Source organism: Pseudomonas sp. MIL19 (assembly GCF_028680365.1).
GTDB lineage: Bacteria > Pseudomonadota > Gammaproteobacteria > Pseudomonadales > Pseudomonadaceae > Aquipseudomonas > Aquipseudomonas spirodelae.
Window position 1 is genome coordinate 98,699 of the sequence record NZ_JAPPVG010000010.1, and the last position, 23,768, is coordinate 122,466.

Annotated in this window: 26 protein-coding genes and 2 tRNA genes; 14 read left to right on the plus strand and 14 right to left on the minus strand. The window is 60.3% G+C overall.

Features of this window, described 5'->3' with window-relative positions:
- Positions 1-2: 2 nt before the first annotated feature.
- Positions 3-482 (plus strand): chemotaxis protein CheW, encoded by a 480-nt coding sequence (locus N1078_RS09145; RefSeq protein ID WP_274087870.1) that lies wholly within the window; start codon positions 3-5, stop codon positions 480-482.
- A 3-nt stretch (positions 483-485) separates the two neighbouring features.
- On the plus strand, positions 486-890 hold the full coding sequence (locus tag N1078_RS09150; RefSeq protein WP_274087871.1) for a DUF2802 domain-containing protein: 405 nt from the start codon (positions 486-488) through the stop codon (positions 888-890).
- A 29-nt stretch (positions 891-919) separates the two neighbouring features.
- Here the strand turns inward: N1078_RS09150 and N1078_RS09155 are convergent, their stop codons facing one another.
- Complete coding sequence (locus tag N1078_RS09155) at positions 920-1,246, minus strand: EscU/YscU/HrcU family type III secretion system export apparatus switch protein (RefSeq protein WP_274087872.1); 327 nt, start codon at positions 1,244-1,246, stop codon at positions 920-922.
- Positions 1,243-2,787 (minus strand): flagellar hook-length control protein FliK, encoded by a 1,545-nt coding sequence (gene fliK / locus N1078_RS09160; RefSeq protein ID WP_274087873.1) that lies wholly within the window; start codon positions 2,785-2,787, stop codon positions 1,243-1,245. Before fliK ends, N1078_RS09155 begins: the two co-directional genes overlap by 4 nt.
- Positions 2,788-2,950: 163 nt before the next feature.
- Here fliK and ccmA point away from each other — a divergent pair, with 163 nt between their 5' ends.
- The 10 genes from ccmA (at position 2,951) to N1078_RS09210 (ending at position 10,266) form a co-directional block, all read left to right on the plus strand.
- Positions 2,951-3,586, plus strand: a complete 636-nt coding sequence (gene ccmA / locus N1078_RS09165; protein WP_274087874.1) for a cytochrome c biogenesis heme-transporting ATPase CcmA — start codon at positions 2,951-2,953, stop codon at positions 3,584-3,586.
- Positions 3,583-4,254 (plus strand): heme exporter protein CcmB, encoded by a 672-nt coding sequence (gene ccmB / locus N1078_RS09170; RefSeq protein WP_136666296.1) that lies wholly within the window; start codon positions 3,583-3,585, stop codon positions 4,252-4,254. The genes ccmA and ccmB overlap by 4 nt, the downstream gene beginning before the upstream one ends.
- Before the next feature lie 74 nt (positions 4,255-4,328).
- Entirely contained in the window at positions 4,329-5,087 is a 759-nt protein-coding gene (locus N1078_RS09175) for a heme ABC transporter permease (RefSeq protein ID WP_274088003.1), read from the plus strand.
- Complete coding sequence (gene ccmD, locus N1078_RS09180; protein ID WP_274087875.1) at positions 5,084-5,260, plus strand: heme exporter protein CcmD; 177 nt, start codon at positions 5,084-5,086, stop codon at positions 5,258-5,260. The genes N1078_RS09175 and ccmD overlap by 4 nt, the downstream gene beginning before the upstream one ends.
- Positions 5,257-5,745, plus strand: coding sequence for a cytochrome c maturation protein CcmE (gene ccmE, locus N1078_RS09185; protein WP_274087876.1), 489 nt, complete (start codon positions 5,257-5,259; stop codon positions 5,743-5,745). Before ccmD ends, ccmE begins: the two co-directional genes overlap by 4 nt.
- Entirely contained in the window at positions 5,742-7,715 is a 1,974-nt protein-coding gene (locus N1078_RS09190; RefSeq protein ID WP_274087877.1) for a heme lyase CcmF/NrfE family subunit, read from the plus strand. Before ccmE ends, N1078_RS09190 begins: the two co-directional genes overlap by 4 nt.
- The gene (locus N1078_RS09195) at positions 7,712-8,248 is read left to right on the plus strand and encodes a DsbE family thiol:disulfide interchange protein (RefSeq protein ID WP_274087878.1); all 537 of its coding nucleotides are present in this window, start codon (positions 7,712-7,714) and stop codon (positions 8,246-8,248) included. Before N1078_RS09190 ends, N1078_RS09195 begins: the two co-directional genes overlap by 4 nt.
- On the plus strand, positions 8,245-8,748 hold the full coding sequence (locus tag N1078_RS09200) for a cytochrome c-type biogenesis protein (RefSeq protein ID WP_274087879.1): 504 nt from the start codon (positions 8,245-8,247) through the stop codon (positions 8,746-8,748). Before N1078_RS09195 ends, N1078_RS09200 begins: the two co-directional genes overlap by 4 nt.
- On the plus strand, positions 8,741-9,943 hold the full coding sequence (gene ccmI / locus N1078_RS09205) for a c-type cytochrome biogenesis protein CcmI (RefSeq protein ID WP_274087880.1): 1,203 nt from the start codon (positions 8,741-8,743) through the stop codon (positions 9,941-9,943). Before N1078_RS09200 ends, ccmI begins: the two co-directional genes overlap by 8 nt.
- Positions 9,940-10,266 carry a hypothetical protein gene (locus tag N1078_RS09210; RefSeq protein WP_274087881.1) on the plus strand — a complete coding sequence of 109 codons (327 nt, stop codon included), beginning with the start codon at positions 9,940-9,942 and terminating at the stop codon, positions 10,264-10,266. Before ccmI ends, N1078_RS09210 begins: the two co-directional genes overlap by 4 nt.
- A gap of 166 nt (positions 10,267-10,432) precedes the next feature.
- Here N1078_RS09210 and N1078_RS09215 read toward each other — a convergent pair whose 3' ends face one another.
- The 4 genes from N1078_RS09215 to N1078_RS09230 form a co-directional block, all read right to left on the minus strand.
- On the minus strand, positions 10,433-10,876 hold the full coding sequence (locus N1078_RS09215) for a MerR family DNA-binding protein (RefSeq protein WP_274087882.1): 444 nt from the start codon (positions 10,874-10,876) through the stop codon (positions 10,433-10,435).
- A gap of 66 nt (positions 10,877-10,942) precedes the next feature.
- Entirely contained in the window at positions 10,943-11,695 is a 753-nt protein-coding gene (locus N1078_RS09220; RefSeq protein WP_274088004.1) for an MlaA family lipoprotein, read from the minus strand.
- 16 nt (positions 11,696-11,711) lie between these two features.
- The gene (locus N1078_RS09225; RefSeq protein ID WP_274087883.1) at positions 11,712-13,010 is read right to left on the minus strand and encodes a serine/threonine protein kinase; all 1,299 of its coding nucleotides are present in this window, start codon (positions 13,008-13,010) and stop codon (positions 11,712-11,714) included.
- 143 nt (positions 13,011-13,153) lie between these two features.
- Positions 13,154-13,726, minus strand: a complete 573-nt coding sequence (locus N1078_RS09230; protein WP_274087884.1) for a hypothetical protein — start codon at positions 13,724-13,726, stop codon at positions 13,154-13,156.
- A gap of 103 nt (positions 13,727-13,829) precedes the next feature.
- On the opposite strand from N1078_RS09230, the gene N1078_RS09235 reads away from it, so the two are divergent.
- The gene (locus N1078_RS09235; RefSeq protein ID WP_274087885.1) at positions 13,830-14,198 is read left to right on the plus strand and encodes a hypothetical protein; all 369 of its coding nucleotides are present in this window, start codon (positions 13,830-13,832) and stop codon (positions 14,196-14,198) included.
- Here N1078_RS09235 and N1078_RS09240 read toward each other — a convergent pair whose 3' ends face one another.
- The 5 genes from N1078_RS09240 to N1078_RS09260 all read right to left on the minus strand — a co-directional run bounded on the left by N1078_RS09240 (position 14,199) and on the right by N1078_RS09260 (position 17,850).
- On the minus strand, positions 14,199-15,758 hold the full coding sequence (locus N1078_RS09240; protein ID WP_274087886.1) for a glycoside hydrolase family 17 protein: 1,560 nt from the start codon (positions 15,756-15,758) through the stop codon (positions 14,199-14,201).
- Positions 15,759-15,864: 106 nt separating this feature from the next.
- The gene (locus tag N1078_RS09245) at positions 15,865-16,089 is read right to left on the minus strand and encodes a DUF2061 domain-containing protein (protein ID WP_274087887.1); all 225 of its coding nucleotides are present in this window, start codon (positions 16,087-16,089) and stop codon (positions 15,865-15,867) included.
- Positions 16,090-16,426: 337 nt separating this feature from the next.
- Positions 16,427-16,503, minus strand: a tRNA-Pro gene (locus N1078_RS09250).
- 9 nt (positions 16,504-16,512) lie between these two features.
- Positions 16,513-16,588: transfer RNA gene (locus N1078_RS09255), tRNA-Asn, on the minus strand.
- Between the two features lie 65 nt (positions 16,589-16,653).
- The gene (locus N1078_RS09260; protein WP_274087888.1) at positions 16,654-17,850 is read right to left on the minus strand and encodes an amino acid aminotransferase; all 1,197 of its coding nucleotides are present in this window, start codon (positions 17,848-17,850) and stop codon (positions 16,654-16,656) included.
- Positions 17,851-18,036: 186 nt separating this feature from the next.
- Here N1078_RS09260 and uvrB point away from each other — a divergent pair, with 186 nt between their 5' ends.
- Complete coding sequence (gene uvrB / locus N1078_RS09265) at positions 18,037-20,052, plus strand: excinuclease ABC subunit UvrB (RefSeq protein WP_274087889.1); 2,016 nt, start codon at positions 18,037-18,039, stop codon at positions 20,050-20,052.
- 85 nt (positions 20,053-20,137) lie between these two features.
- On the opposite strand, the gene N1078_RS09270 is transcribed toward uvrB, so the two are convergent.
- The 3 genes from N1078_RS09270 to N1078_RS09280 are packed head-to-tail and all read right to left on the minus strand — an operon-like array spanning position 20,138 to position 23,674.
- A complete protein-coding gene (locus N1078_RS09270) occupies positions 20,138-21,037 on the minus strand; it encodes an EamA family transporter (RefSeq protein ID WP_274087890.1) in 900 nt (299 codons plus the stop codon).
- Positions 21,038-21,084: 47 nt separating this feature from the next.
- On the minus strand, positions 21,085-22,575 hold the full coding sequence (locus tag N1078_RS09275; protein WP_274088005.1) for an MDR family MFS transporter: 1,491 nt from the start codon (positions 22,573-22,575) through the stop codon (positions 21,085-21,087).
- 49 nt (positions 22,576-22,624) lie between these two features.
- Positions 22,625-23,674 carry an HlyD family secretion protein gene (locus tag N1078_RS09280; RefSeq protein WP_274087891.1) on the minus strand — a complete coding sequence of 350 codons (1,050 nt, stop codon included), beginning with the start codon at positions 23,672-23,674 and terminating at the stop codon, positions 22,625-22,627.
- Positions 23,675-23,768: the final 94 nt, after the last annotated feature.

A 23,768-nucleotide genomic window follows, 5' to 3' on the forward strand; every position in this document is an offset into this window, starting at 1 on the left:
ACATGAAGAAAAGTTCGGCACAAGGCTCTGAAGATCCGATTCTGCAGTGGGTGACGTTCCGCCTGGATAACGAAACCTATGGCATCAATGTGATGCAAGTGCAGGAAGTTCTGCGCTACACCGAAATTGCCCCTGTGCCGGGTGCTCCGAGCTATGTGCTGGGCATCATCAACCTGCGCGGTAATGTGGTCACCGTGATCGACACGCGCCAGCGTTTTGGCCTTGACTCCACTGAGGTGACCGATAACACCCGTATCGTGATTATCGAGGCTGACAAGCAGGTGGTTGGTATCTTGGTCGACAGCGTGGCGGAGGTGGTTTACCTGCGCCAATCTGAAGTGGAAACAGCGCCGAACGTTGGCAATGATGAATCCGCCAAGTTTATTCAGGGCGTATGCAACAAGAACGGCGAACTACTGATTTTGGTTGAGCTGGACAAAATGATGAGTGAAGAAGAGTGGTCCGAGCTGGAGAGCATCTAGCTCATGCTTGTCGCGCTGCTTACCGTCCTAGTCCTGGTTTGCCTGGGGCTAATGGGTGCCTGCATTTGGCTTGCACGGCAGTTGCGCGACGTCGTCAAGCTGCAAGGTGAGCGTGACGCCGCGCGTGACCGGCGGTTCAAAGAGCTCAGTCGGCGTCTGGATGCCTACCTGGCGGGCAGTGTGCAGATGGGTGAGGAGTTACAAGAGCTGCGCCGCGTTGTGGCGCCGCTGCCGGACAAACTCAATCAAATTGAACAGCGTGACCCCAGTAGCCTGTCGTTTACCCAAGCGGCGCGACTGGCTGGCATGGGTGCCAGTGTGGATGACCTGACTCAGTCCTGCGGCCTGAGCAAGGCTGAGGCTGAGTTGGTCAGCAAAATGCAGCAGGCCAAACTGCAGCGTTACTGATGAACCCTTCCTTCTAGATCGGCGGTTGCTCAGTGGGCTGGGCCTTCCAATAGGCGCAGCGGCGGCGTGATATCTGTATCGCGCCCACCACCCGCCGGTGCTTTACCCTTCAAGTACCAGGCAAAGGCGATGATTTCCGCGATACAGCGATACAGCTGCTCCGGGATTGCATCACCCAACTCCAGGCGCGCGAGCAGGCGTACCAGCTCCGCATTTTCGTAGATCGGAACTTCATATTCTCGGGCAATCGCCAGGATTGCTTCGGCCAGTTCGTCATCGCCTTTAGCACTGAGCACAGGCGCATTCTGCCCGTCGTAGGTGAGGGCGATGGCTTGGCGTGGCGTGGTCTTCTTCATGCGGTTTCATCCACCCAGCGTTGTTCCAAGGTTGTGCGTGGACCACGCGGCGGTATGCCCTGGCTGCAGGCCAGCTCACCTACCTGGACGCCTGCGGCATTAAGGCGTTGGCGCAGGTTGTCCAGTTCGGCGTCAATCAGGCTGACGGTACTGCTGCGTTCTGCCCACAGCTGGCTGGATAGACGGCCATGGGCCAGTTGCGCCTGGATCTGCAGGGGCCCCAGTGGGTCGATATCGAATGCCAGCTCAACTTTCCACAGGGTTTCTTTTTTCTCGGGTTTTTCTTGTGGGTTGCTTTCGTCGCGCTGGATTTTTACCTGCAGCGGCACCAGCTCCTGGTGGTTACGCATGGGTAGCTCCAGTTGCCAGGTGGTGAGCAGGTTGCCGTCCGATCCGACCTGGCTCTGCGCCAGGCTGGACAGCTGGTGAGTTTGCAGGCGCGAGATGGCCGCTGCAGCAAGTTTTAGCAGGGCCTCCAGGTCAGCCTCACCTTCCATCGATTGCAGCAGGCGCGAGGGCAGGGGGAAGTTCAGTCCTTGTTGGCGTGTGCTGGCCTTACCTAGGCTGCCAAGTAGGTCGCGGGCCAGGGCCGGCATGGCCTGTGCCATTGCGGAACTGGCAGTGGCGGCGGCCAAAGGGGTACCGGCTGACAGGCTGGGTAATAGTTGGGTAATCAGGCGCAGCAGGTTGGCCTTGAGGTCGTTCGGCAGAGCTTGGCCCTGGCCGCCCAATAGTTTGCTCTCGAGCAAAATACCGCTGTTCTCCAGGGCGGCGGCCAGGCCTTTTGGGGTGCTTAGCTGAGCGGCATCGGGCAGGGTGCCGAAGAGTTTATCGATGCTGGTGCGCAGACCTTCGCTCATCTCGGCGCTGCCGCGCAGACCTTGTAGGGCGCTGAAAAAGCCCTCCAATGAACCTTGGCGGTTGCTTTGTGAGGCCAATTGCTGGCTTAGCGCGAGTTGATCCAGGCGGCCGCTCAAGGGCAGAAAGCTCAACGACTGGTTCCCCTGCACTTGCGCGCTGAGCAAACTGCCCACCGGCAGCGCCAGCGGAGTTTCCAGCGACAGCTTGCTGCCGGCCAGCTGCGTGTTGAGCAAGTTGACCACGACTTTGTAGACCACCTCTTGCGCGCGGCCCTGCAGCAGTTGCTCGCGGGCGACCACCTTGCCTTGTAGCAGGGTGCCGACGGGTAGTTGTTCGAGGTCCAGGCTGGTGAGAGGTTTGTTGCCCCCGGCCAGTACAGCTAAGGCCAGGCGGGTTTCCGACAAGGCGGTCACCGCCAGTGAGGTGCCCTGGGCGATAGGCCGGGAACTGCTGGCTTCGAGGGTGGTTTGCCGGCCATTCTCCAGCGTCAACTTGAGTAGCAACTGAAAGCTCTGCGCCACTTCCTTCAAGGCGATAACTTCGGCCTTGGCGGTTTCCCCACTGAGCAGCAAGCCTTGCAGGGGTTGCAGCAGTTTCACCGCTTGGTCAGCCGCTACGGCGTTGGGGCGGCTGCTGGGGGGTGTCGGCGGCAGGGGCCGTGGACTGCTGATTTCGCTCATGGGTGGGTTACAACCTGTCGAAAATGCCCGCTGCGGGAGGCGGGGCATGGCATGTATAATCGCGCCCCGTCCGGGCCGGCTGCGTGTTTCACTTGCGTCAGTATAGCGGCCAAGACGCTGCCGACTTGAGCCGCTTTTGCCATCCACTTTAGGTACCGATGCCTTGATCAGTCCTCTTCTCGAAGCCGTGGCGCTCGCCTGTGAGCGAGACTGGCGCATGCTGTTCGAGCAGCTGGAGGTACGTCTGGTTCCCGGTGAGATGTTGCAGGTTGCCGGGCCTAACGGCAGCGGCAAGACCAGCCTGCTGCGCCTGTTGGCCGGTTTGATGCAGCCGACTGCCGGCGAGATCCGCCTGAATGGTCGTCCGTTGACGGCGCAGCGTGCTGAACTGGCGCGCAACCTGCTGTGGATTGGTCATGCCGCCGGTATCAAGGGTTTGCTGACGGCCGAAGAGAACCTCGGCTGGCTGTGCGCGCTGCATCAGCCGGCGGAGCGCGACGCTATCTGGCAGGCGCTGGATGCGGTGGGGTTGCGCGGTTTTGAAGACGTGCCCTGCCATACCCTGTCGGCTGGCCAGCAGCGACGTGTGGCCTTGGCGCGGTTGTACCTGCCAGGGCCGAAGCTATGGGTGCTGGATGAACCCTTCACCGCGCTGGATAAAGCCGCAGTGGCGCAGCTGGAAGAGCATCTGGCCGCTCATTGTCAGCAGGGCGGCTTGGTGGTGCTGACCACGCATCACGAGTTACGCGTTAAACCGGCCGGTTATCGCGAGCTTGATTTGGGGCTGCGCACATCATGAGCAATGTTTTTACCCTGCTGCTGGCGCGTGAGGCGCGCTTGCTGTTTCGGCGTCCCGCCGAGTTGGCCAACCCGCTGGTGTTCTTCGCCATTGTGATTGCCCTGTTCCCTCTGGCGGTGGGGCCGCAAACGCAGTTGTTACAAAGCCTTTCGCCCGGGCTGGTGTGGGTGGCGGCCCTATTGGCCGTGCTGCTCTCGCTGGACGGGCTGTTTCGCAGTGATTTTGAGGATGGCTCTCTGGAGCAGTGGGTCCTTTCGCCGCACCCCCTGGCTCTTCTGGTTTTGGCCAAGGTACTGGCACACTGGCTTTTTTCCGGCTTGGCGCTGGTGCTGTTGGCGCCGTTGTTGGCGTTGATGCTGGGCTTGCCTGAGCGCTGTTTACCGGTATTGCTGATTTCCCTGCTGTTGGGCACCCCGGTGTTGAGCTTGCTGGGCGCGGTCGGTGCCGCGCTGACTGTGGGCCTTAAACGTGGCGGTCTGCTGCTCGCGTTGTTGATTTTGCCGTTGTACATCCCGGTGTTGATTCTCGGCAGCGGTGCGTTACAAGCCAGCCTGCAAGGATTGCCGGCGGTCGGCCACTTGTTGTGGTTGGCCAGCCTCACCGCATTGGCGGTGACCTTGACACCTTTTGCCATCGCCGCTGGTCTAACGATCAGTGTCGCTGAGTAGACAACTAAGCCTGAATGGCCGGCCGCCGCAGGTGCCTACCTGCACCGCGATCAGCCCTAGCACTGATGAGTAACCTGATGAACTGGACGTGGTTTCACAAACTCGGCTCGCCCAAATGGTTTTATGAAATCAGCAGCCGCTGGCTACCTTGGCTGGCCGCTGCTGCCGTCTTGCTGTTGCTGGTTGGGTTGGTCTGGGGCCTGGCCTTTGCACCGCCGGATTACCAGCAGGGCAACAGTTTTCGCATCATCTACATCCATGTTCCAGCGGCTTTTCTGGCTCAGTCCATCTACGTGATGCTGGCAGTCGCCGGCACCGTTGGCTTGGTGTGGAAAATGAAGTTGGCCGATGTCGCGCTGCAGCAGGCGGCGCCCATTGGTGCCTGGATCACCTTTATTGCTCTGGTGACTGGCGCGATATGGGGCAAGCCCACGTGGGGCACCTACTGGGTCTGGGACGCACGCCTGACCTCGATGCTGATTTTATTGTTCCTGTATTTCGGCGTGATCGCCTTGGGCAACGCCATCACCAACCGTGACAGCGCCGCCAAGGCCTGTGCGGTGCTGTCGATTGTCGGCGTGGTGAATATCCCGATCATCAAATACTCGGTGGAGTGGTGGAACACCCTGCATCAGCCCGCCACCTTCAGCGTGGTGGAAAAACCAAGTATGCCGTTTGAAATGTGGATGCCCCTGCTGATCATGGTGCTGGGCTTCTACTGCTTCTTTGGCGCGGTGTTACTGCTGCGCATGCGTTTGGAGGTGCTCAAGCGCGAGGCGCGAAGCAGTTGGGCCAAGGCCGAAGTGAAGGCGCAGGTGGAGAAAGGCCTATGAGTTTTGCCAGTTTTAGCGAGTTTCTCGCCATGGGGACCCATGGGCCATATGTCTGGTCCTGTTATGCCATCAGCCTGGTTGTGCTGGGGTTGAATGTGGCGCTGCCAATCCTGGCACGTCGACGTTATCTGCAAGACGAGGCGCGTCGTTTGCGCCGGGAGGAGTCGAAGTGAACCCGCTGCGCAAGAAACGCCTGTTTATCGTTCTGGCGATCATCGCTGGTGTAGGCATCGCCGTGGCTCTGGCCCTGAGCGCATTGCAGCAGAACATCAACCTGTTCTACACGCCCACGCAAATTGCCAATGGTGACGCCCCGCAGGACACCCGGATTCGTGCCGGTGGCCTGGTCGAAGAGGGCTCCGTGAAGCGTTCCAGCGATTCGCTGGAAACTGATTTTGTGGTGACCGACGGCGCCAAGCGCGTGACCATCCGCTACAGCGGCATTCTCCCGGACCTGTTCCGTGAGGGGCAGGGCATTGTCGCCATGGGCAAGCTCGACGCCAGCAATGTGTTAATTGCCGATGAAGTGCTGGCCAAACACGATGAAAACTACATGCCGCCGGAAGTCATGCAGGCGTTGGAGCAAAGCGGGATGAAGCAGAAACACGACGCGGCCCAAGCGGCCAAGCAGGCGTCCCGACTGGAGGCGGCGCAATGATCCCCGAACTCGGCCATTTGGCAATGATTCTGGCGCTGTGCATGGCGCTGGTGCAGGCGACATTACCAATGATTGGCGCCTGGCGGGGCGACCGTCAGTGGATGAGCCTGGCGGCACCGGCCGCCTGGGGTCAGTTTGCCTTCCTGCTGTTTTCCTTTATCTGCCTGACCTACGCCTTTATGGTCGACGACTTTACCGTCGCCTATGTGGCCAACAACTCCAACAGCGCGCTGCCCTGGTATTACAAATTCAGCGCCGTGTGGGGTGCCCACGAAGGTTCGCTGTTGCTCTGGGGCTTGATTCTCGCCGGCTGGACTTTTGCCGTGTCGATCTTCTCGCGCCAGCTACCGGAAGAAATGCTCGCGCGCGTGCTTGGGGTCATGGGCATCATCAGCATCGGCTTTCTGTTGTTTCTGATCGTGACGTCCAACCCGTTCGCGCGCTTGCTGTTTGATACCCCGACCAATGGCCGTGATCTCAATCCGCTGTTGCAGGATTTTGGTCTGATCGTGCATCCGCCGATGCTCTACATGGGCTATGTCGGCTTCTCTGTCGCCTTCGCTTTCGCCATCGCCGCCTTGCTCGGCGGCAAGCTGGATGCGGCCTGGGCGCGCTGGTCGCGGCCGTGGACCATCGTTGCCTGGGCCTTCCTCGGCATTGGTATTGCTCTGGGCTCGTGGTGGGCCTACTACGAACTTGGCTGGGGCGGCTGGTGGTTCTGGGACCCGGTGGAAAACGCCTCCTTTATGCCCTGGTTGGTCGGCACCGCGCTGATTCACTCCCTGGCGGTCACGGAAAAGCGCGGCGTGTTCAAGAGCTGGACCGTGCTGCTGGCCATCGCCGCCTTCTCCCTCAGCTTGCTGGGGACCTTCCTGGTGCGTTCCGGGGTGCTGACCTCGGTGCATGCCTTCGCCAGCGACCCTGAGCGCGGCGTGTTTATCCTGGCATTCCTGTTGATCGTGGTAGGCAGCTCGCTGGCGCTGTTTGCAATCCGTGCGCCGGTGGTCAAGAGCCAGGTCGGCTTCGCCCTGTGGTCGCGGGAAACCCTGCTGCTGGTGAATAACCTGATTCTGGTAGTGTCCGCGGCGATGATTCTGCTCGGCACCCTGTACCCGTTGGTGCTGGACGCCATGACCGGCGCCAAGCTGTCGGTTGGTCCGCCGTACTTCAACGCGCTGTTCGTGCCGTTGATGGGCCTGTTGATGGCGATGATTGCGGTCGGTGTGCTGGTGCGCTGGAAAGACACGCCAGTTAAATGGTTGCTGAACATGCTCGCGCCGGTACTGATCGGCAGCGTGGTGCTGGCGGTTGTCGCCACCTTCCTGGTGGGTGACTTTAACTGGGCGGTGCTCGGGGTCTGGCTGCTGGCTGCCTGGGTGGTTTTGGCCGGTGTGCGCGACATTCTTGAGAAAACCCGGCACAAGGGCTTGCTCAAAGGTTTGCCGAGCCTGACCCGCAGTTATTGGGGCATGCAGACGGCGCACCTGGGCATGGCGATCTGTGCGTTGGGCGTGGTGCTGACCAGTGTCGGCAGTTTCGAGCGTGATATGCGCATGGCTCCGGGTGAGTCAGTGGAGATTGGCGGTTATCAGTTCACTTTCGAAGGTGCCGAGCACTTTGAAGGGCCGAACTTCACCTCGGATAAAGGCACTGTGCGCATCCTCGAAGACGGCAAGCAGATTGCCGTGCTGCACCCTGAGAAGCGCTTGTACACCGTGCAGCAATCGGTGATGACCGAAGCCGGCATTGACGCCGGGATCACCCGAGACCTGTTCGTCGCCCTGGGTGAACCGTTGGAGAATGGCGCCTGGGCAGTGCGCGTGCACATCAAGCCGTTTGTGCGCTGGATCTGGTTCGGCGCGCTGCTGATGGGCTTTGGTGGCTTCCTTTCAGCCTCCGACAAACGCTACCGGATGAAGGTGCGCACCCGCGTGCGTGAAGCGCTGGGTATGGCGGGGGCGCAGGCATGAAGCGTTTGTTGCTGCTCTTGCCCCTGGCGCTTTTTCTCGGTGTGGCGGTGTTTCTCTACCGCGGGCTGTTCCTCGATCCGTCTGAGCTGCCATCGGCGCTGATCGGCAAGCCCCTGCCGGCGTTCTCCCTGCCGGCCGTGCAGGACGGTAAGTTGCTTAGCGAGGCCGATCTCAAGGGTAAGCCTGCGCTGGTCAATGTTTGGGCCACCTGGTGTGTGGCTTGCCGGGTCGAACACCCGGTGCTGAACAAGTTGGCCAAGCTGGGCGTGAACATTTATGGGGTCAACTACAAGGACGACAATGCCGCCGCGCAAAAGTGGTTGGTGGAGTTCCATGACCCCTATCAGCTGAATATCAACGACGCCCGAGGCACTCTAGGGCTGGACCTGGGCGTGTATGGCGCGCCTGAGACCTTCCTGATCGACAAGGCCGGCATCATCCGCCACAAGTTTGTTGGCGTGATCGATGAGCGTGTTTGGCGTGAGCAGCTGGCGCCGCTTTATCAAGAATTGGTCGATGAGGCCCAGCCATGAGGCGTTTACTCACCGCCGCCGTGCTGGGTCTGGCTCTGTTAGGTACCGCTCAGGCCGCTATCGATACTTACGAGTTCGCCACTGAGGCCGAGCGCCAGCGTTATCGCAACCTGGTGCAAGAGTTGCGTTGCCCTAAGTGCCAGAACCAGAACATCGCCGACTCCGATGCACCGATTGCCATGGACTTGCGTGCGCAGATCTTCCGCATGTTGGAGGAGGGGCAGAGCAACCAGCAGATCATCGATTATCTGGTCAGCCGCTATGGCGATTTCGTGCTCTACAAACCGCCGGTAACCACGCGCACCCTTTTGCTGTGGTACGGCCCGGCCGGTCTGCTGATCGGTGGTTTCGCTTTGCTTGGGGTCATCCTGTTGCGTCGTCGTATTAAGTCGGGTGGTGTCGCCAGCGGCCTGTCTGCGGACGAGCAGCAGCGTCTGGCGACGTTGCTCAGCCAACAGCCCGCCAATCAACCGCCTGTGGATAAAAAGACTGATGATTGAATTTTGGTTATGCGCCGGCCTGCTGTTGCTGACAGCCCTGGCATTTGTACTGATTCCCGTGCTGCGTGGGCGCAAGCTCCAGGCTGAAGAAGACCGCACCGCCCTCAATGTGACCCTGTACCAAGAGCGCTTGCAGGACCTGCAGGCGCAGAATGCTGCTGGCGCGTTGAACGCTGAGCAGCTTGCCGCTGGTCGTGATGAGGCAGCCCGTGAGTTGCTGGCCGATACCGAAGGTGCGCAGGCGCTGCCGCCGCAGCGCACACTGGGCATTAAAGTCCCACTGGTGTTTGCCTTGCTGATGCCCTTGCTGGGGTATGGCCTGTATCAGCATTGGGGGGCTATCGATGATGTCGAGCGTGCCCGCACCTTTGCTGATCAGCCAAAGACCATTGAGGAAATGACTGCGCGCTTGGAAGCTGCAGTAAAAAGTGATCCCAAGTCAGCCGAAAGCTGGTACTTCCTGGGTCGCACCTACATGGCTCAGGAGCGTGCGGCTGATGCTGCCCAGGCTTTTGAACGTGCCATTGAAGTAGCCGGGCGTGCGCCTGAGCTGCTCGGGCAATGGGCGCAGGCGCTTTATTTTGCCGGTGGCAAACAATGGACGCCGCAGTTGCAGGCACTGACCGACGAGGCGCTTAAAGCCGATCCGGCGGAAGTCACCAGCCTTGGCCTATTGGGTATTGCCGCCTATGAGAGCGGGCAGTTCAAGCAGGCGATTGGTCACTGGCAGCAGCTGGTGGCGGTTCTGCCGGCTGAAGACCCTTCACGTCAGGCGATTCAGGGCGGGATAGACCGCGCCCGCGAGCAGCTTGGTGAGCCCGTTGAAGAGGCGGCAGTTAGTGCCGGCCCTGGCCTGACGGTACAGGTGGCGCTCGCCGACGACTTGCAGGCCAAGGTGCAACCGGGCGATGCGGTATTTATCTTCGCCCGCGCGGTTTCCGGGCCACCGATGCCGCTGGCGGTCAAGCGTCTGACCGTGGCTGACCTGCCCGCTGAAGTGCGCTTGTCGGACAGCGACGCGATGATGCCGCAGTTGAAGATCTCTGGCTTCGAGCAGGTGCAGCTGGTGGCGCGTATTTCTCGCAGTGGCAATGCCACGGCCGGTGAGTGGGTCGGCAGCAGCCTGCCGCTGGCCAGCAAGACCACTGAGCCACAACAACTGCTGATCGACAGCGCAGACAGTAAGGCGCCATGAGTCCGCTATGGCGTGGTGTTGTACTTGTAAGCGTGCTGAGCCTCGGCGCCTGCGTGCAGGCGCCGCTCAGCACAGCGCCGGTGACGTACCCGGGTGGCAGCAGCAACCACCCACGCTTTGCCCCGCCACCCGGGGTGGCCAGTCAGTGGGATGCACGGCTGGGGGTGTATGTGGTCGGTGGCGCTTCTCATCTGTACTACCGTGAGCGCACCTATTACCGCTGGAATGCTGGCTGGAGTTGGGCCACTAATCCGCAAGGGCCTTGGTTACCGACTGACAGCAGCGGTGTACCGCCTGGCCTGAATCGCCGCTACGCGCAGTAACTAGGGTTACGATCTGCTGCGCGTCGGCCCTACTGCGTTAAAAACAAGCTCGGAATGCTCATGTACAAAAGTACACTCCGCGTCCTCGCTTGTTTTGACCAGCCGGAGGCTGTTACTAACGTAGCGCCTTGCAGGACTCTAGCTTGCGAGATCTCAGGCAGCTTGGTTAGTGGGCGGGGCAGGGTGTCGCTGGGCGGCGCTCGATCTGCGGTTCGAAGTCTTCGATCAAACGGCAAATGGCTTGACCGTCAGGGGCGCAATCGTTCTTGTCGGCCCAGTCGTTGAAGGCGTTTTGCATCACCAGCGCCAGGCGTTGGCATTCCTCGATATGCGCCTGCAACGCAGCTAAGCGTTCGTGTAATAAGTCGCGCACCTCGGCGCACGGTGCGTGGCCGTTATCGGCGCTGCTGATGATTTGTTGCGTGTCTTTCAGGCTAAAACCCAGGCGGCGGGCGCGGGCGATAAAACGCAGGCGTTGCAGGTCCGCATTGGAATACTGCTGGTAGCGGTTATCCGGGTTGCGTGTGGGCCTGAGCAGACCAAGGTCGGTGTAGTGGCGTACGGTCTCACTGCTGACTGCCGCAGCTTTTGCCAGTTGGGCGACGCGCATGACCCTTGTTCTCCAGTAGTGCTAGGCCGCATCAGGTTAAAACCTTGGGGCGGCCCTTGGGTCAAGCTACTCGGCAATCTGCAGCTTGCGCGACTCGTGATAGAAGAAGCGAATTTTCTCGTACTCAAATGGCGAGTTGAGCTGGCCGTAGCGGAAGTTCACCGTTGAGCGTTGGTCTACGACCTCCAGTAGCGTGATTTCCGGATGGCTAGTGCTGACCTCGGCGACATTCAGCCAGTTAACCTGGCTTTTCGCCGCAAAGTCAGCAACCAAGCCGCCGGTATCGCGCAGGTTGGATGGGCCCAGTAGCGGCAGAATCAGGTAAGGCCCCGCTGGGGTGCCGTAATAGCCGAGGGTCTGGCCAAAGTCTTCTTTCTGCTTGGGCAGGCCCATCAGCGTGGCCGGGTCCCACAGGCCGGCGACACCAATGGTGGTGTTGAACAGTAGGCGTGCGGTGGTTTGCAGGGTGCGTTTGCCTTTGAACTGCAGCGCACTGTTGAGCAGGTTGGGTACATCCCCCAGGTTACTGAAGAAGTTGCTGACGCCGGTTTGCACCAGCGTGGGCGTGATGTAGCGGTAACCATCGACAATCGGCAGAAATACCCATTCATCGAAGCGGTAGTTGAAGTGGTAAACGCGGCGGTTCCACGACTCTAATGGGTCATAAACATTCAATGCGCTGAGGGTTGAGCGCTCGAATTCACGCTGGTCTAGGCCTGGGTTAAATTGCAGGTGCTGCATCGGCTGCTTGAAGCCGTCGTCGTCGGTCGTGTGCTCTGCGCAGGCCAGGTTGCTGGCCAGCAGCAGGCTAAAAAACACGGCAAGGGAAATAGGCTTAGCCACGGAAAAACTCCAGCATGGCGTCGCTGTTGACGCGGTAGTTGAGGTTGCCGCAATGGCCACCCAGCGGATAAACAGTCAGGCGTTCGCCCATTGTGCGGCGTAGAAAGCCCAGGTCGCCAGGGCCGAGAATGACGTCATCGGCGTTATGCATGACGGCAATTTTGCTGCTGTTTTTCAGGTAGTCAGCCACGGCATATAGGCTGACCTGGTCGATCAGTTGCGCCAGGCTGCCGCCGTCGTAGCGGGCCCGCCACATCGGGATCACTTGTTCGGTCAGGTAGCAATCAAAGTCACACTTCAGCGCATTCTTGAAGAACGGGCTCAGGCTGGTGTTTTCGGTGATTGGATAGTTGATCGGGGTGATCAGGCCGCGGCGGTTGATCAGGTCTGAGGTAAAGGCAATGTCGGCGGAGGAGAAGCGAAACGCCGCACCGATCAGCATGGCCATCTGCTCGTCGCTGAGTTTCTCCTTGGAGTTCTGGAAGTCATAGAGCAGGGCGTCGTTGATATCAACGTAGCCCTTGTCCTGGAAATAGTGGGTCAGCTTGCCCAGTACCAATTCGTAGAAGGTGGTGCTGCTGTCGATCCCTTTAACCTTGGTTTGCACCATGCGGTCGAGGTTGGTCACCGAGGTGTAGAGGTTGACCGGCGGGTTGAGTAGCAAAACGCGCTTGAAGTTGAAGCTGCGACGGGTTTCATCCAGTTCGCTGACAAACGCCGCCTGCAAGGCGCCCAGGCTGTAGCCGGTGAGGTGAAACGCGCTGACTTTCAGCCGCGGATGCTGAGCGCGAACTGCCTGCATGGCGCGGTACAGATCGTCTGCATCGTCACGGGTAATGCCCGGTGTGGCAAAGCGCGAGGCTGAGGACATAAAGTCATAGCTGGTGGGCGATGACAGTTGCACCACGTGATAACCGGCGCCGTAGAACAGCTTCTTCAGGTACTCCGGGGTGCTGCTGGCGTAATGCGCGCCGGTGCCGGCGATGATAAAGATCAGTGGTGCCTCGCCACGTTGCTTGGCCAGGCGGTAGCGCATTTTGGTGACGGGCCAGAAGTTTTCCGGCAGCTCAAATTCACGCCCCGGGCGCAGTTTGATCTGGTAATCACGCTGGTTGATATCGGCATCTGTCGGCAGCTTTGGGCGTAGTTCTGGCGGGGTTGTTACCAGGGTGGCTTCAAAGGCGTTGCTGATGGGGTAGCCATAGCTGTCAGCGTCGATGTCGGCGGCGCTGGCGCTAGTGACCAGAGCCAGGCAGCCGAGAAGGGCAAGCAGGCGAAGGAAATACGGCATGGCTAAATCTCTTGAGAGCGAGGGCTGTTGCTGGTGTCGCAGTGCAATGCGGATCGATTTGACCACATAAGCCCGACCAAGTGCCGTTTAGTTATAGACGCTTCATCCTCAGCTAGGCGCCGCTTTGTTGAGCGCCGGGATGATCAGGGTAGTACAGCCAGCTGTTCGACCCAGATCAGTTCGCAAGCACCGTCGCCGGTGTCCTCACGGCTGAGCGAGCTGACCCAGCGATAACCGTCGTCACCATCAACGCGCACCAGTTGGCCCGCCAGGCGAATCTGCTGGCCCTCTTTGAGCTGTGCCAGGGTTTTGGCCACTTCGGGGGTGGCGGGGATCAGGTGCATGTTGGCGCTGTGCGTCTCGATTTGACGGCGCGCAATGGGCAGTTGCTCAGCGCGCCAAAAGTACCAGCGGTTGCGCTGACTGATACTGATATGGCGCACGACCTCGGGGTCGGCCATCGGCCCCCAGCCAAGCGCCAGGTCGGTCGGCGACAGCTTGGCACCACGGTCGAGGTAATAGTCTTCGCGGGCCAGAATGCGTGCTTCCAGCTGGAAGCTTTGCAGGGCGCTGACGGTGTATTCGGCCACGCGCCAGCTGCCGTTGCTCACTGATGTGCTTGCTGGCAGGTTGCTGGGCGTGGGCAGCAGAATGACCCACAGCATCCAAAGGCCGAGTAGGCTGGCGGTGAGCAGTATTAGGCGGCGTATAAGCATGGCTGGATTTTAGCCGCAGCGACCTTAAATAGGCGATCTTGAGCGTGTTATCGCTGCCGCCTCAGCTTATCCTACGCGCCCTTCTTATCTGCCTGGTTTGCTTATGTCCCGTTACCTGTCCAGTACGGCTCTGTTGATCGCGGCCGCGCTGTGTTTGGCGCTGAGCGTTGCGCTGCGTTATCAGTTGATGGAAGGCGCGCAGTGGGTCGGTCTATGCGTCGATGCCCCGCAGCAGTTGGCTTGCCAGGTGCGCGCAAGCCTTGGCTGGTTGATCCACTTCGGGGTATTGGCCTGGGCTTCGTTGGTGTGTGCCGTGTTGGCATTTGTGCTGCCAGGTGCCTGGGGTAAGCGCCTGGCAGTGCCTGCATTGCTGCTCGCTCTGCCGGCGCTGGTGCTGTACAGCGCGAGCCTTGCGGTATTTGCAGTGGTGCTGGCGCTACTGCGCTGGGTGCGCGCGCCACAAACCGCCTGATCAGGCGGTTTGTGGTTTGGCCCGCAGGCTGCGCCAGAGCGCGGCGACCAGCAACGCGCAAGTCATGGCCCAACCCAGGGCTTGCCAGTTGCTCAGGGTTTCCTGATACAACTGCGGTGCAATGCCCGCGCCGATCAGCAGGGCCAGCAGGGCTACTTCGCGGCGATAACCGGCCACCGGCCGGAATAGATAGACCAGTGCCGGCAGCAAGAGTGCGGCGCTGGGGAGGCTGCGGTAGCGAGCATCCACCACGAGCGCCAGCATCATCACCGCGCCGGCAAAGCCGCTCAGCGCCAGCCAAAGTGCGCCACGGCTGTGCAGCCAATGGAGCAGGCGAGCGCGCCAGCCATCATGGCGACCCAGCAACAGCGCTGCGTGGCTCAGTACCAGCAGGTTCAGCACGATCAGTGCGGCGGCCCAGAGCCATTCGCCGAGGTAGCGACTGGTCACTAGCGCTAACTCAGCAAACAACCCGATACAGGCCGCGCCCAGCGCCGCTAGCAGCGGTAACAGCAGTGCAGCGCGGGGTGAGTGTGGGCGGCCGGCAAGCAGCAGCGTGGTGGCAAACAGGCCCAGGCTCAGCGCCAACCAGGCCGGCCAGTGCGGCAGATTGGAAACGGGCCCGGCGAGGATCGATTTGTCCTGCCGGTCGGCGTCATACAGGCCCCAGTAACCGCCCACGGCGCCTTCGCTGATGCGTTTCCACGGTTGGTCGAAGGCTTCGATCAGGTTGTAGTGCCAGCCGTTTTGTTCGGCCATGGCGACGAAGCCGCGAATGAATTTCGCCTGGTTGACCCGGCTCGGTACGGCGGTTTCGCGCTGACGGCCTTCACTGGGCCAGCCGGTTTCGCCGATCAGAATGTCCTTCGGCGCATAGGCTTTACCAAACGTCTGACGCACCTCGGCGACTTCATGCAGGGCGGTTTCGATGCCCGCGGGGTTGTCTTCCCAGTAGGGCAGCAAGTGGATGGTGATGAAGTCCACCGCCGGTGCGACTTGCGGGTGCTTGAGCCAGAACTCCCAGACATCGGCGTAGGTCACGGGTTGCTTGATCTGTGCCTTGACCTGCTCAATCAGCGCCACCAGTTGTTCGGGTGTGACTTCCTTACGCAGCAAGGCCTCGTTACCGACGATCACCGCCTGGACAACATCCGGGTGTGCGTTGGCGACTTTGACCAGGTTGGCGATTTCAACGGCGGTGTCGGCGGGGTTGCGGCTGACCCAGGCGCCGACGATCAATTTCAAGCCATGCTTGCGCGCCATATTCGGCAAGTCTTCCAGGCCGGTCACCGAGTAGGTGCGCAGGCACTCAAAGCGCTTGGCCAGTATTGCCAGGTCTGCGTCCATGCGCTCGGGGCGCAATTGGATGGGCTGATCGAAGGGCGACTGATCTTTGTCGAACGGCGTGTAGGACGCACATTGCAGCTTGTGCGTCGGGGTCGCGGCATCGGCCAACTCAAGCGATTGGCCAATGCCAAACCACAGGCCGAAAAGTGCTAGCAGACCGAGGAGGCAGGCAAACAGGTAAGGCGCTGCAGGAAAGCGGGAAGTGGCGGGCATGAGCGGGCGCGTGTGGTGGCTGAGCCGCGCATAGTAGCGGATTGCCCCTGCACTTGGCGGGCTGTTTTTGTGCGTGGCTCAGTTGTTTTATGCCGGCATTAATCACTCAGGCTTGGTGATGCAACCAGGCATGTTTCGGCCGTGCATCGTTCGCCACTGAACGGCCTTCAATGCGCTGCCAGACTTTCTCGTGGAAGTAGAAGCCCACTGAGTTGCACAGCGGCTCGATGGCGGCCACCAGACCGCTGGCGGCGATGCTGCCGGTCAGGGCGTAAGTTACGGCGAAGGCAATGCAAAAGTGCATCAGGGTGAAGGTTAGAGTCTTAAGCATGCTGCACCTCAATTGAGAATTACTCTTTATTGAGGTCTAGCCTAGTTGCTCAGGGTTGATTGGAGAAATGTTGTGTATGAATGGATTTAATAGCTTTTGGTAATTGGTTCGGTTGGCTGCCGATGCCGTCATTGGCGGGCCAATCAACAACAGTTTTCAACGTAGCCTGGCGACGGCCTGAGGGATGGTTATCCGTGGATGGCAAGCAATAAAAAACCCGCACTAGGCGGGTTTTTGTTTTCAAGCGTGCTTGAAATGCTGCGTGGTGCTTGATTCAAACCTATCAGCCATTGGTTAAGTACCAATGATGCTTTTAGTTTGTATCGCGACCCAAAAATGGTCGGGGTAGGGGGATTCGAACTCCCGACATCCTGCTCCCAAAGCAGGCGCGCTACCGGACTGCGCTATACCCCGATGAACAACTGGCTCCGCGACCTGGACTCGAACCAGGGACCCAATGATTAACAGTCATTTGCTCTACCGACTGAGCTATCGCGGAACGATGGCGCGTATCCTACTGATTCAAAAGGGGAAGTCAAGCCCTTGATGACTTCCCCTTTGAATTTATAGGACGGCGGCGATGGCTTGGGTCACGGCAGGCAGATTGCGCTGGTTGAGTGCCGCCACGCAGATGCGTCCGGTGCCCACAGCGTAGATGCCGAACTCGTTGCGCAGGCGCTCGACTTGTTCGGTCGTCAGGCCGGAGTAAGAGAACATGCCGCGCTGTTGTGCCACAAAGCTGAAGTCGCGTTTAGCGCCTAGCGCCGCCAGCTGCTCGACCATGGCCATGCGCATGCCGCGAATACGCTCGCGCATTTCACCCAGCTCGGCTTCCCACATGGCGCGCAATTCTGGGCTATTGAGCACAGTGGCCACTACGCTGGCGCCGTGAGTCGGCGGGTTGGAGTAGTTGGTGCGGATCACGCGCTTGACCTGCGACAGCACGCGCCCGGTTTCTTCTTGCGAGCCGGTCACGATGGACAGCGCGCCCACGCGTTCGCCATACAGGGAGAACGACTTGGAGAACGAGCTGGAGACGAAGAAGGTCAGGTCGGACTCAGCAAACAGGCGCACAGCTTCGGCGTCTTGCTCAATGCCATCGCCAAAACCTTGATAGGCGATGTCGAGGAAGGGCACATGCTCGCGCTCGCGCAGAATCTCCAGCACGGCTTTCCAGTCGTCCAGGGTCAGGTCTACGCCCGTCGGGTTGTGGCAGCAGGCATGCAGCACGACGATGGAGCGCACAGGCAGGTTTTTCAGGTCTTCGAGCAGGCCACCGCGGTTAACGCCGTTGCTGAAAGCGTCGTAATAGCGGTAGTTGCGCACCGGGAAACCGGCGGACTCAAACAGCGCGCGGTGGTTTTCCCAGCTTGGGTCGCTGATGGCGACGGTGGCGTCAGGCAGCAAGCGCTTGAGGAAGTCGGCACCGACTTTCAGCGCACCGGTACCGCCAATGGCCTGGGTGGTGATCACGCGGCCTTGTTCAAGCAGTGGCGAGCCCTTGCCGAACAGCATGGTTTGCACGGCTTGGTCATAGGCGGCAATGCCTTCGATCGGCAGGTAGCCACGTGGCGCATGGGCTGCGGTCAGGATAGTTTCCGCTTCGGCCACTGCACGGAGCAGCGGGATGCGCCCTTCTTCGGTGGTGTAAACACCGACGCCCAGGTTGACCTTGGTGGTACGAGGGTCAGCGTTGAATGCTTCGTTGAGGCCCAGGATTGGGTCGCGCGGCGCCATTTCGACGGCAGAGAACAGGCTCATGGGATGCGGCAACTCGAAGAGGAAGGTAAGTATTAAGCAACACCCCGCTACGACTGGCACTAGGGGTTGCGTAAGTGGCCCGGTAGTATACCGGCCCATAACGCGTGTCGCGACAGCGCGCGCATGCATTTCAGTGTTATGACGTAGGCTTTCAGATCGCGTCACAGTCACTTGCCGAGGTCAGTCATGTCCGAGTTTCAATTAGTCACCCGTTTTCAGCCGGCCGGCGATCAGCCGGAGGCGATTCGGCAGATGGTTGAGGGCCTGGAGGCGGGTCTTTCGCATCAGACACTGCTCGGCGTAACCGGCTCGGGCAAGACCTTTTCCATCGCCAATGTGATCGCGCAGATTCAGCGCCCGACCCTGGTCCTGGCACCGAACAAGACCCTGGCCGCGCAGCTGTATGGCGAGTTCAAGAGCTTCTTCCCGAACAATGCGGTTGAGTATTTCGTTTCCTACTACGACTACTACCAGCCGGAAGCCTATGTGCCGTCCTCCGATACCTTTATCGAGAAGGACGCCTCGATCAACGACCATATCGAGCAGATGCGCTTGTCGGCGACCAAGGCGTTGCTGGAGCGACCAGACGCCATCATCGTCACTACCGTGTCGTGTATCTACGGTCTGGGCAGCCCTGAGTCGTATTTGAAAATGGTGCTGCACGTCGACCGCGGCGACAAAATGGACCAGCGCGCCTTGCTGCGCCGTTTGGCCGATCTGCAATACACCCGCAACGACATGGATTTCGCCCGTTCGACTTTCCGCGTGCGCGGCGATGTGATCGATATCTTCCCGGCGGAATCCGATCTGGAAGCCGTGCGCATCGAGCTGTTTGACGATGAGGTGGAGAGCATTTCATCGTTCGACCCGCTGACCGGCGAAGTCATCCGCAAGCTGCCGCGCTTTACCTTCTACCCGAAAAGCCACTACGTCACCCCGCGTGACGTGTTGCTGGAGGCGGTGGAGAAGATCAAGGTCGAGCTGGTTGAGCGTTTGGAGTACCTGCGCAGTAACAACAAGCTGGTGGAGGCGCAGCGCCTGGAGCAGCGCACCCGTTTTGATCTGGAGATGATCGTCGAGCTGGGTTACTGCAACGGCATCGAAAACTACTCGCGCTACCTCTCCGGGCGCGACTCCGGTCAGCCACCGCCGACCTTGTACGACTACCTGCCGGACGAAGCGCTGCTGGTGATCGACGAGTCCCACGTCTCGGTGCCGCAGGTCGGCGCCATGTACAAGGGCGACCGTTCGCGCAAGGAAACCCTGGTCGAGTACGGCTTCCGTCTGCCCTCAGCGCTGGACAACCGGCCAATGAAGTTTGAAGAGTGGGAAGCGGCCAGCCCGCAGACCATCTTCGTTTCGGCCACGCCGGGTAACTACGAGGCCGAGCACGCCGGGCGAGTGATTGAGCAAGTAGTGCGGCCGACCGGGCTGGTCGACCCGCAGATCGAGGTGCGTCCGGCGCTGACCCAGGTCGATGACCTGCTTTCGGAGATCCACAAGCGCGTGGCGATTGAGGAGCGTGTTCTGGTCACCACCCTGACCAAACGCATGGCCGAGGATTTGACCGATTACCTGGCCGACCACGGCGTTAAGGTTCGCTACCTGCACTCGGATATCGATACCGTGGAGCGGGTGGAGATTATCCGTGACCTGCGCATCGGTGCCTTCGATGTGTTGGTGGGGATCAACCTGCTGCGCGAAGGCCTGGATATGCCGGAAGTCTCGCTGGTTGCGATTCTCGATGCCGATAAAGAGGGCTTCCTGCGCTCTGAGCGCTCGTTGATCCAGACCATTGGCCGCGCCGCGCGTAACCTCAACGGTCGGGCGATTTTGTATGCCGACCGCATGACCGGGTCGATGGAGCGGGCGATTGGTGAAACCGAACGTCGGCGCGACAAGCAGATTGCCTTCAACGAAGCCAATGGCATCACCCCCAAGGGTGTGTTCAAGGACGTTAAGGACATTCTTGAAGGCGCTGTTGTGCCCGGTGCGCGCAGCAAGAAGCGCAAAGGCATGGCGCAGGCGGCGGAAGAAAGTGCGCGTTACGAGAACGAGCTGCGTTCACCTAGCGAGATCACGAAACGCATTCGCCAGCTCGAAGAGAAAATGTATGCCCTGGCGCGCGACCTCGAATTTGAAGCCGCCGCGCAGCTGCGTGATGAGATCCAGAAGCTGCGCGATCGCCTGCTACAAGTCTGATTGCTTGACTGTGGAGGGGGCTTTAGCCGCGACAAGGCGCCTGCTTTGTTCGCGGCTAAAGCCCCCTCCCACAAATCAGCGCTAACTAGCGGCGGCCGAAAATAATCAGCACCACGCCGCCCAGGGTAATGCCGCAGGCGAGCATGGCTACGACGCTAAGATGTTCGTCCAGCAGCAGGTAACCCAGCAGCAGGGCGACGACTGGATTCACAAAGGCAAAGGTCGATACCAGGCTGGGGCGCACTTCGCGCAGTAACCAGAAATAGGCTGGGTACACACCCAGGCTCACTGGCAGTACCAGGTATGCCAGCCAGAGCCAGGCGTTAGCACTCAGGCTATGCAGGTCGAGGCTTTGCCAGTCGCCATGCCAAAGGCCGAACAAGCCCAGCAGCAGTGAGCCGATCAGCATTTGCAGGCTCAGCCCCAGCCAGCTGGAGCGAAATGGCGGGCGCTGGCGCAATAGCCAGGCGCCGCAGGCCCACAGCAGTGTGGCACCGACCACCAACAGGCCGGCGAACCACTGTTCAGCTGAGGCGCTCTGGCCCAGGCCGTTATTCATCAGCAGCACGATGCCACTGCAGGCCAGCGCCAGGCCGCACATCACCCACAGCGGTGGGCGCTCCCCGAGCAGCCATTCCAGCGCCACGCTCCACAACGGCAGGGTGGTGTAGAGCATGGCGAGCATGCCGGTCGGCAAATACTGGTTGGCGTAGATCAAGGCGCCCTGGCCGACTGTAATTAGGCTTAAGCCCCCCAGCAGTATGCCGCCCCAATCGCTGCGCTGAATACGCAGCTGGCCGCTGAGAATTACCCACGCCAGGGCCAATAGCCCGGCCAGGGAGAAGCGCAGGCTGCCGATGACGAACGGTGGCAGTTCCAGCAGCAGGAAGTGGTTGGCCAGGTAGGTGGTGCCCCAGCCCAGGTAAATAATGGCAAAAGCGCCTGTCAGCAACAGTGTGCGGGCGCGTGCAGCGGACTCAGACATGGGTAACCTGAAACAACGCTGCGCCGAGAACCGGCGCAGGGTATGGATTAGTGAGCGGCACCACCTGTGGCGCCGGCAGGCAGCTTACGGGTCAGCAGCACGGCGAGCATGCTGATGCCGAGGGCGATGCCAATGCAATGGAAGGCGTCATTGTAGGCCATGATCGCCGCCTGCTGATGGGTGATTTCGCTGAGCTTGGCCAGGGCGGCCTGCTCACTGCCGAGCTTCTCGGTTAACAGGGCCAGGCGCTCGGCGACTTGCGGATTGCTCGGTACTAGCGACTCGCGCAGGTAGTCGAAATACACCTTGGCGCGGCTGTCGAGCAGGGTGGCGAGGAGGGCGATACCGATGGCGCCGCCGAGGTTGCGCAGGATGTTGAACAGGCTGGAAGCCGAGCCAGCATCCTGCGGCATCACATAGGCGGTGGCGATCAGCGAGATGGTCACCATCACCAAGGGCTGGCCGAGTGCGCGGATGATCTGGATGTGGTTGAACTGCTCGCCGGCAAAGTCCGGATTGAGAACGCCGGAGAGGAAACTGGCGCCGCCGAACAGGCCAAAGCCAATGGCGCAGAGCCATTTCGGCGAGATCTTTTTCATCATCAGTGGCACAAAGGGGATCAGGAACAACTGCGGTACGCCCATCCACATGATTACTTCGCCAATCTGTAGGGCGTTGTAGCCCTGAATCTGCGCCAGGTACAACGGCAGCACATAGATTGAGCCATACAGGCCCATGCCGAGGCCGACGCTGGAAATACTCGACAGGCCAAAGTTGCGCTCGCGCAGCACGCCGAGGTTGATCAGTGGGTTGGGTCTGGATGTCTGCAGGATGAAAAACAGCACCAGGCTGATCGCCGCCACACTGCCCAGGCCGCTGATCAGGCTGGACTCTAGCCAATCCTTGCGATGCCCCTCTTCGAGAAACACCTGCAGGCAGCCGAGCCCGAGGCCCAGGGTGAGGATGCCGGCATAGTCGGTTTTCTTGAGCATTTCCCAGTGTGGGGCTTTCTTTTCCAGGCCATACATCAACCCGGCAATCATCAGCAGGCCCGGCGGCACGTTGATGTAGAAGATGTATTCCCAGCCGAAGTTTTCGGTCAGCCAGCCGCCAAGTGTGGGGCCGATTGACGGCGCGAAGGTGGCGGTCAGGGCAAACAGCGCCATGCCCTTGGCACGGTGATGCTCGGGCAGTTTGATCAGCGTCAGGGTAAACGCCAGCGGGATCAGCGCGCCGCCGGTAAAGCCCTGCATGGCGCGGAAGACGATCATGCTCTCCAGGCTCCAGGCCAGCGAGCAAAGGAGCGAGGAGAACAGAAAGCCGACGGATACCCACACCGCCAGGCGCCGCGCCGAGAGCAACTGCACCAGCCAGGCGGTGAGCGGGATCATGATGATTTCCGCGACCAGATAGGAGGTGGAGATCCACGAGCCTTCCTCCAGAGTGGCCGACAGCGCGCCCTGGATGTCCTTCAGCGAAGAGTTGGTGATCTGGATGTCCAGCACGGCCATGAATGCGCCGAGCATGGCGCTCATCACCGCAATCCAGTCACGCCGGCTCGGTTCGCCAGTGGGGCGAAGCAGGGCATCAGCCGCCATGGCGAGCGTTGTCGTTGATATCGACGGTGACTTCGACCGACATGCCTGGGCGTATCAGCCCTTTGAGCGGGTTGTCTGCGGCGAACGTCAGTTTCACCGGGATGCGTTGCACCACCTTGGTGAAGTTGCCGGTGGCATTGTCCGGCGGTAGCAGGCTGAACTGTGCGCCGGACGCCGCGAACAGGCTCTCTACCCGCGCTTCGATAGGTGTATCGGGATAACTGTCGAAGGTCAGTTCGGCGCTCTGCCCGGGGCGCATGCGGCCGATCTGGGTCTCCTTGAAGTTGGCTTGAATCCAGATGTCCTGATCCGGCACCAGCGACAGTAGGTAAGCGCCGGCCTGAACGACTTGGCCGTTACGTGCGGCGCGCTGGCCGATAAAGCCGCTGATTGGGGCGTGAATCTGCGTGCGTGTGAGGTTCAGTTCGGCTTGCGCCAGGTCGCTGCGGGCGCTGGCGATCTGTGCTTGCAGGCGCTTGATCTCGGCATTGAGGGTGTTGATCTGCTGGCGCTGGGCTTGCAGGTCCGCCTGGGCTTTGCTGACGTGCGAGCGGGCGATACGGCTGTCGGCGGCCAGGGTGGTCACGCGCTCTTCGGAGACGAAGCCTGGCTTGCGCAGGGCTTGGGCGCGGGAAAGGTCGATCTGTGTGCGCCCTAGGGTGGCTTCGCTAGCCGAAACATCGGCCTGGCTGGCGGCTATCAGGCTGGCTTGTTGCTCCAGCGTGCTGCGCGCCTGGCTGAGTTCGGCTTCGTGGGTCGCCAGGGTGGCGATAGCGCGTTGCTTGGCCAACTCAAAATCAGCGCTTTCCAGCACCAATAGCAACTCGCCTTTTTCAACGTACTGATTGTCCTGCACCAGCACTTGCTCAATGCGGGCGCCAAGTTGGCTGGATACGCGAGTGATTTCCCCTTGAACGTAGGCATTTTCGGTGCTTTCGAGGTAACGCCCGATCAGCAGCCAGTGGCCGAATAGAGCGGCGGCAATCAGGGCGAGAATGGTCAGGAAGATGAACAGGCGGCGTTTAAGTTGGGCGGGCATAGCGTGCGCTCGAGGCTCGGGCAAAAGTGTAAGCAAATTTACCAGTGTTCCTTTAGCGCCTGTAGTCGTTAGACTTCATAAACTTTGTTGCTTA

Bases quoted from the DNA above. Each gene is read 5' to 3' on its own strand.
- N1078_RS09245 (WP_274087887.1), bottom strand. From the start codon at position 16,089: ATGCTTAAGACTCTAACCTTCACCCTGATGCACTTTTGCATTGCCTTC.
- fliK (WP_274087873.1), bottom strand. From the start codon at position 2,787: ATGAGCGAAATCAGCAGTCCACGGCCCCTGCCGCCGACACCCCCCAGC.
- N1078_RS09215 (WP_274087882.1), bottom strand. From the start codon at position 10,876: ATGCGCGTCGCCCAACTGGCAAAAGCTGCGGCAGTCAGCAGTGAGACC.
- ccmB (WP_136666296.1), top strand. From the start codon at position 3,583: ATGAGCAATGTTTTTACCCTGCTGCTGGCGCGTGAGGCGCGCTTGCTG.
- N1078_RS09230 (WP_274087884.1), bottom strand. From the start codon at position 13,726: ATGCTTATACGCCGCCTAATACTGCTCACCGCCAGCCTACTCGGCCTT.
- N1078_RS09155 (WP_274087872.1), bottom strand. From the start codon at position 1,246: ATGAAGAAGACCACGCCACGCCAAGCCATCGCCCTCACCTACGACGGG.
- uvrB (WP_274087889.1), top strand. From the start codon at position 18,037: ATGTCCGAGTTTCAATTAGTCACCCGTTTTCAGCCGGCCGGCGATCAG.
- N1078_RS09280 (WP_274087891.1), bottom strand. From the start codon at position 23,674: ATGCCCGCCCAACTTAAACGCCGCCTGTTCATCTTCCTGACCATTCTC.
- ccmI (WP_274087880.1), top strand. From the start codon at position 8,741: ATGATTGAATTTTGGTTATGCGCCGGCCTGCTGTTGCTGACAGCCCTG.
- ccmD (WP_274087875.1), top strand. From the start codon at position 5,084: ATGAGTTTTGCCAGTTTTAGCGAGTTTCTCGCCATGGGGACCCATGGG.
- N1078_RS09225 (WP_274087883.1), bottom strand. From the start codon at position 13,010: ATGCCGTATTTCCTTCGCCTGCTTGCCCTTCTCGGCTGCCTGGCTCTG.
- N1078_RS09195 (WP_274087878.1), top strand. From the start codon at position 7,712: ATGAAGCGTTTGTTGCTGCTCTTGCCCCTGGCGCTTTTTCTCGGTGTG.
- N1078_RS09270 (WP_274087890.1), bottom strand. From the start codon at position 21,037: ATGTCTGAGTCCGCTGCACGCGCCCGCACACTGTTGCTGACAGGCGCT.
- N1078_RS09145 (WP_274087870.1), top strand. From the start codon at position 3: ATGAAGAAAAGTTCGGCACAAGGCTCTGAAGATCCGATTCTGCAGTGG.
- N1078_RS09260 (WP_274087888.1), bottom strand. From the start codon at position 17,850: ATGAGCCTGTTCTCTGCCGTCGAAATGGCGCCGCGCGACCCAATCCTG.
- N1078_RS09235 (WP_274087885.1), top strand. From the start codon at position 13,830: ATGTCCCGTTACCTGTCCAGTACGGCTCTGTTGATCGCGGCCGCGCTG.
- N1078_RS09210 (WP_274087881.1), top strand. From the start codon at position 9,940: ATGAGTCCGCTATGGCGTGGTGTTGTACTTGTAAGCGTGCTGAGCCTC.
- N1078_RS09150 (WP_274087871.1), top strand. From the start codon at position 486: ATGCTTGTCGCGCTGCTTACCGTCCTAGTCCTGGTTTGCCTGGGGCTA.
- N1078_RS09240 (WP_274087886.1), bottom strand. From the start codon at position 15,758: ATGCCCGCCACTTCCCGCTTTCCTGCAGCGCCTTACCTGTTTGCCTGC.
- N1078_RS09190 (WP_274087877.1), top strand. From the start codon at position 5,742: ATGATCCCCGAACTCGGCCATTTGGCAATGATTCTGGCGCTGTGCATG.
- N1078_RS09200 (WP_274087879.1), top strand. From the start codon at position 8,245: ATGAGGCGTTTACTCACCGCCGCCGTGCTGGGTCTGGCTCTGTTAGGT.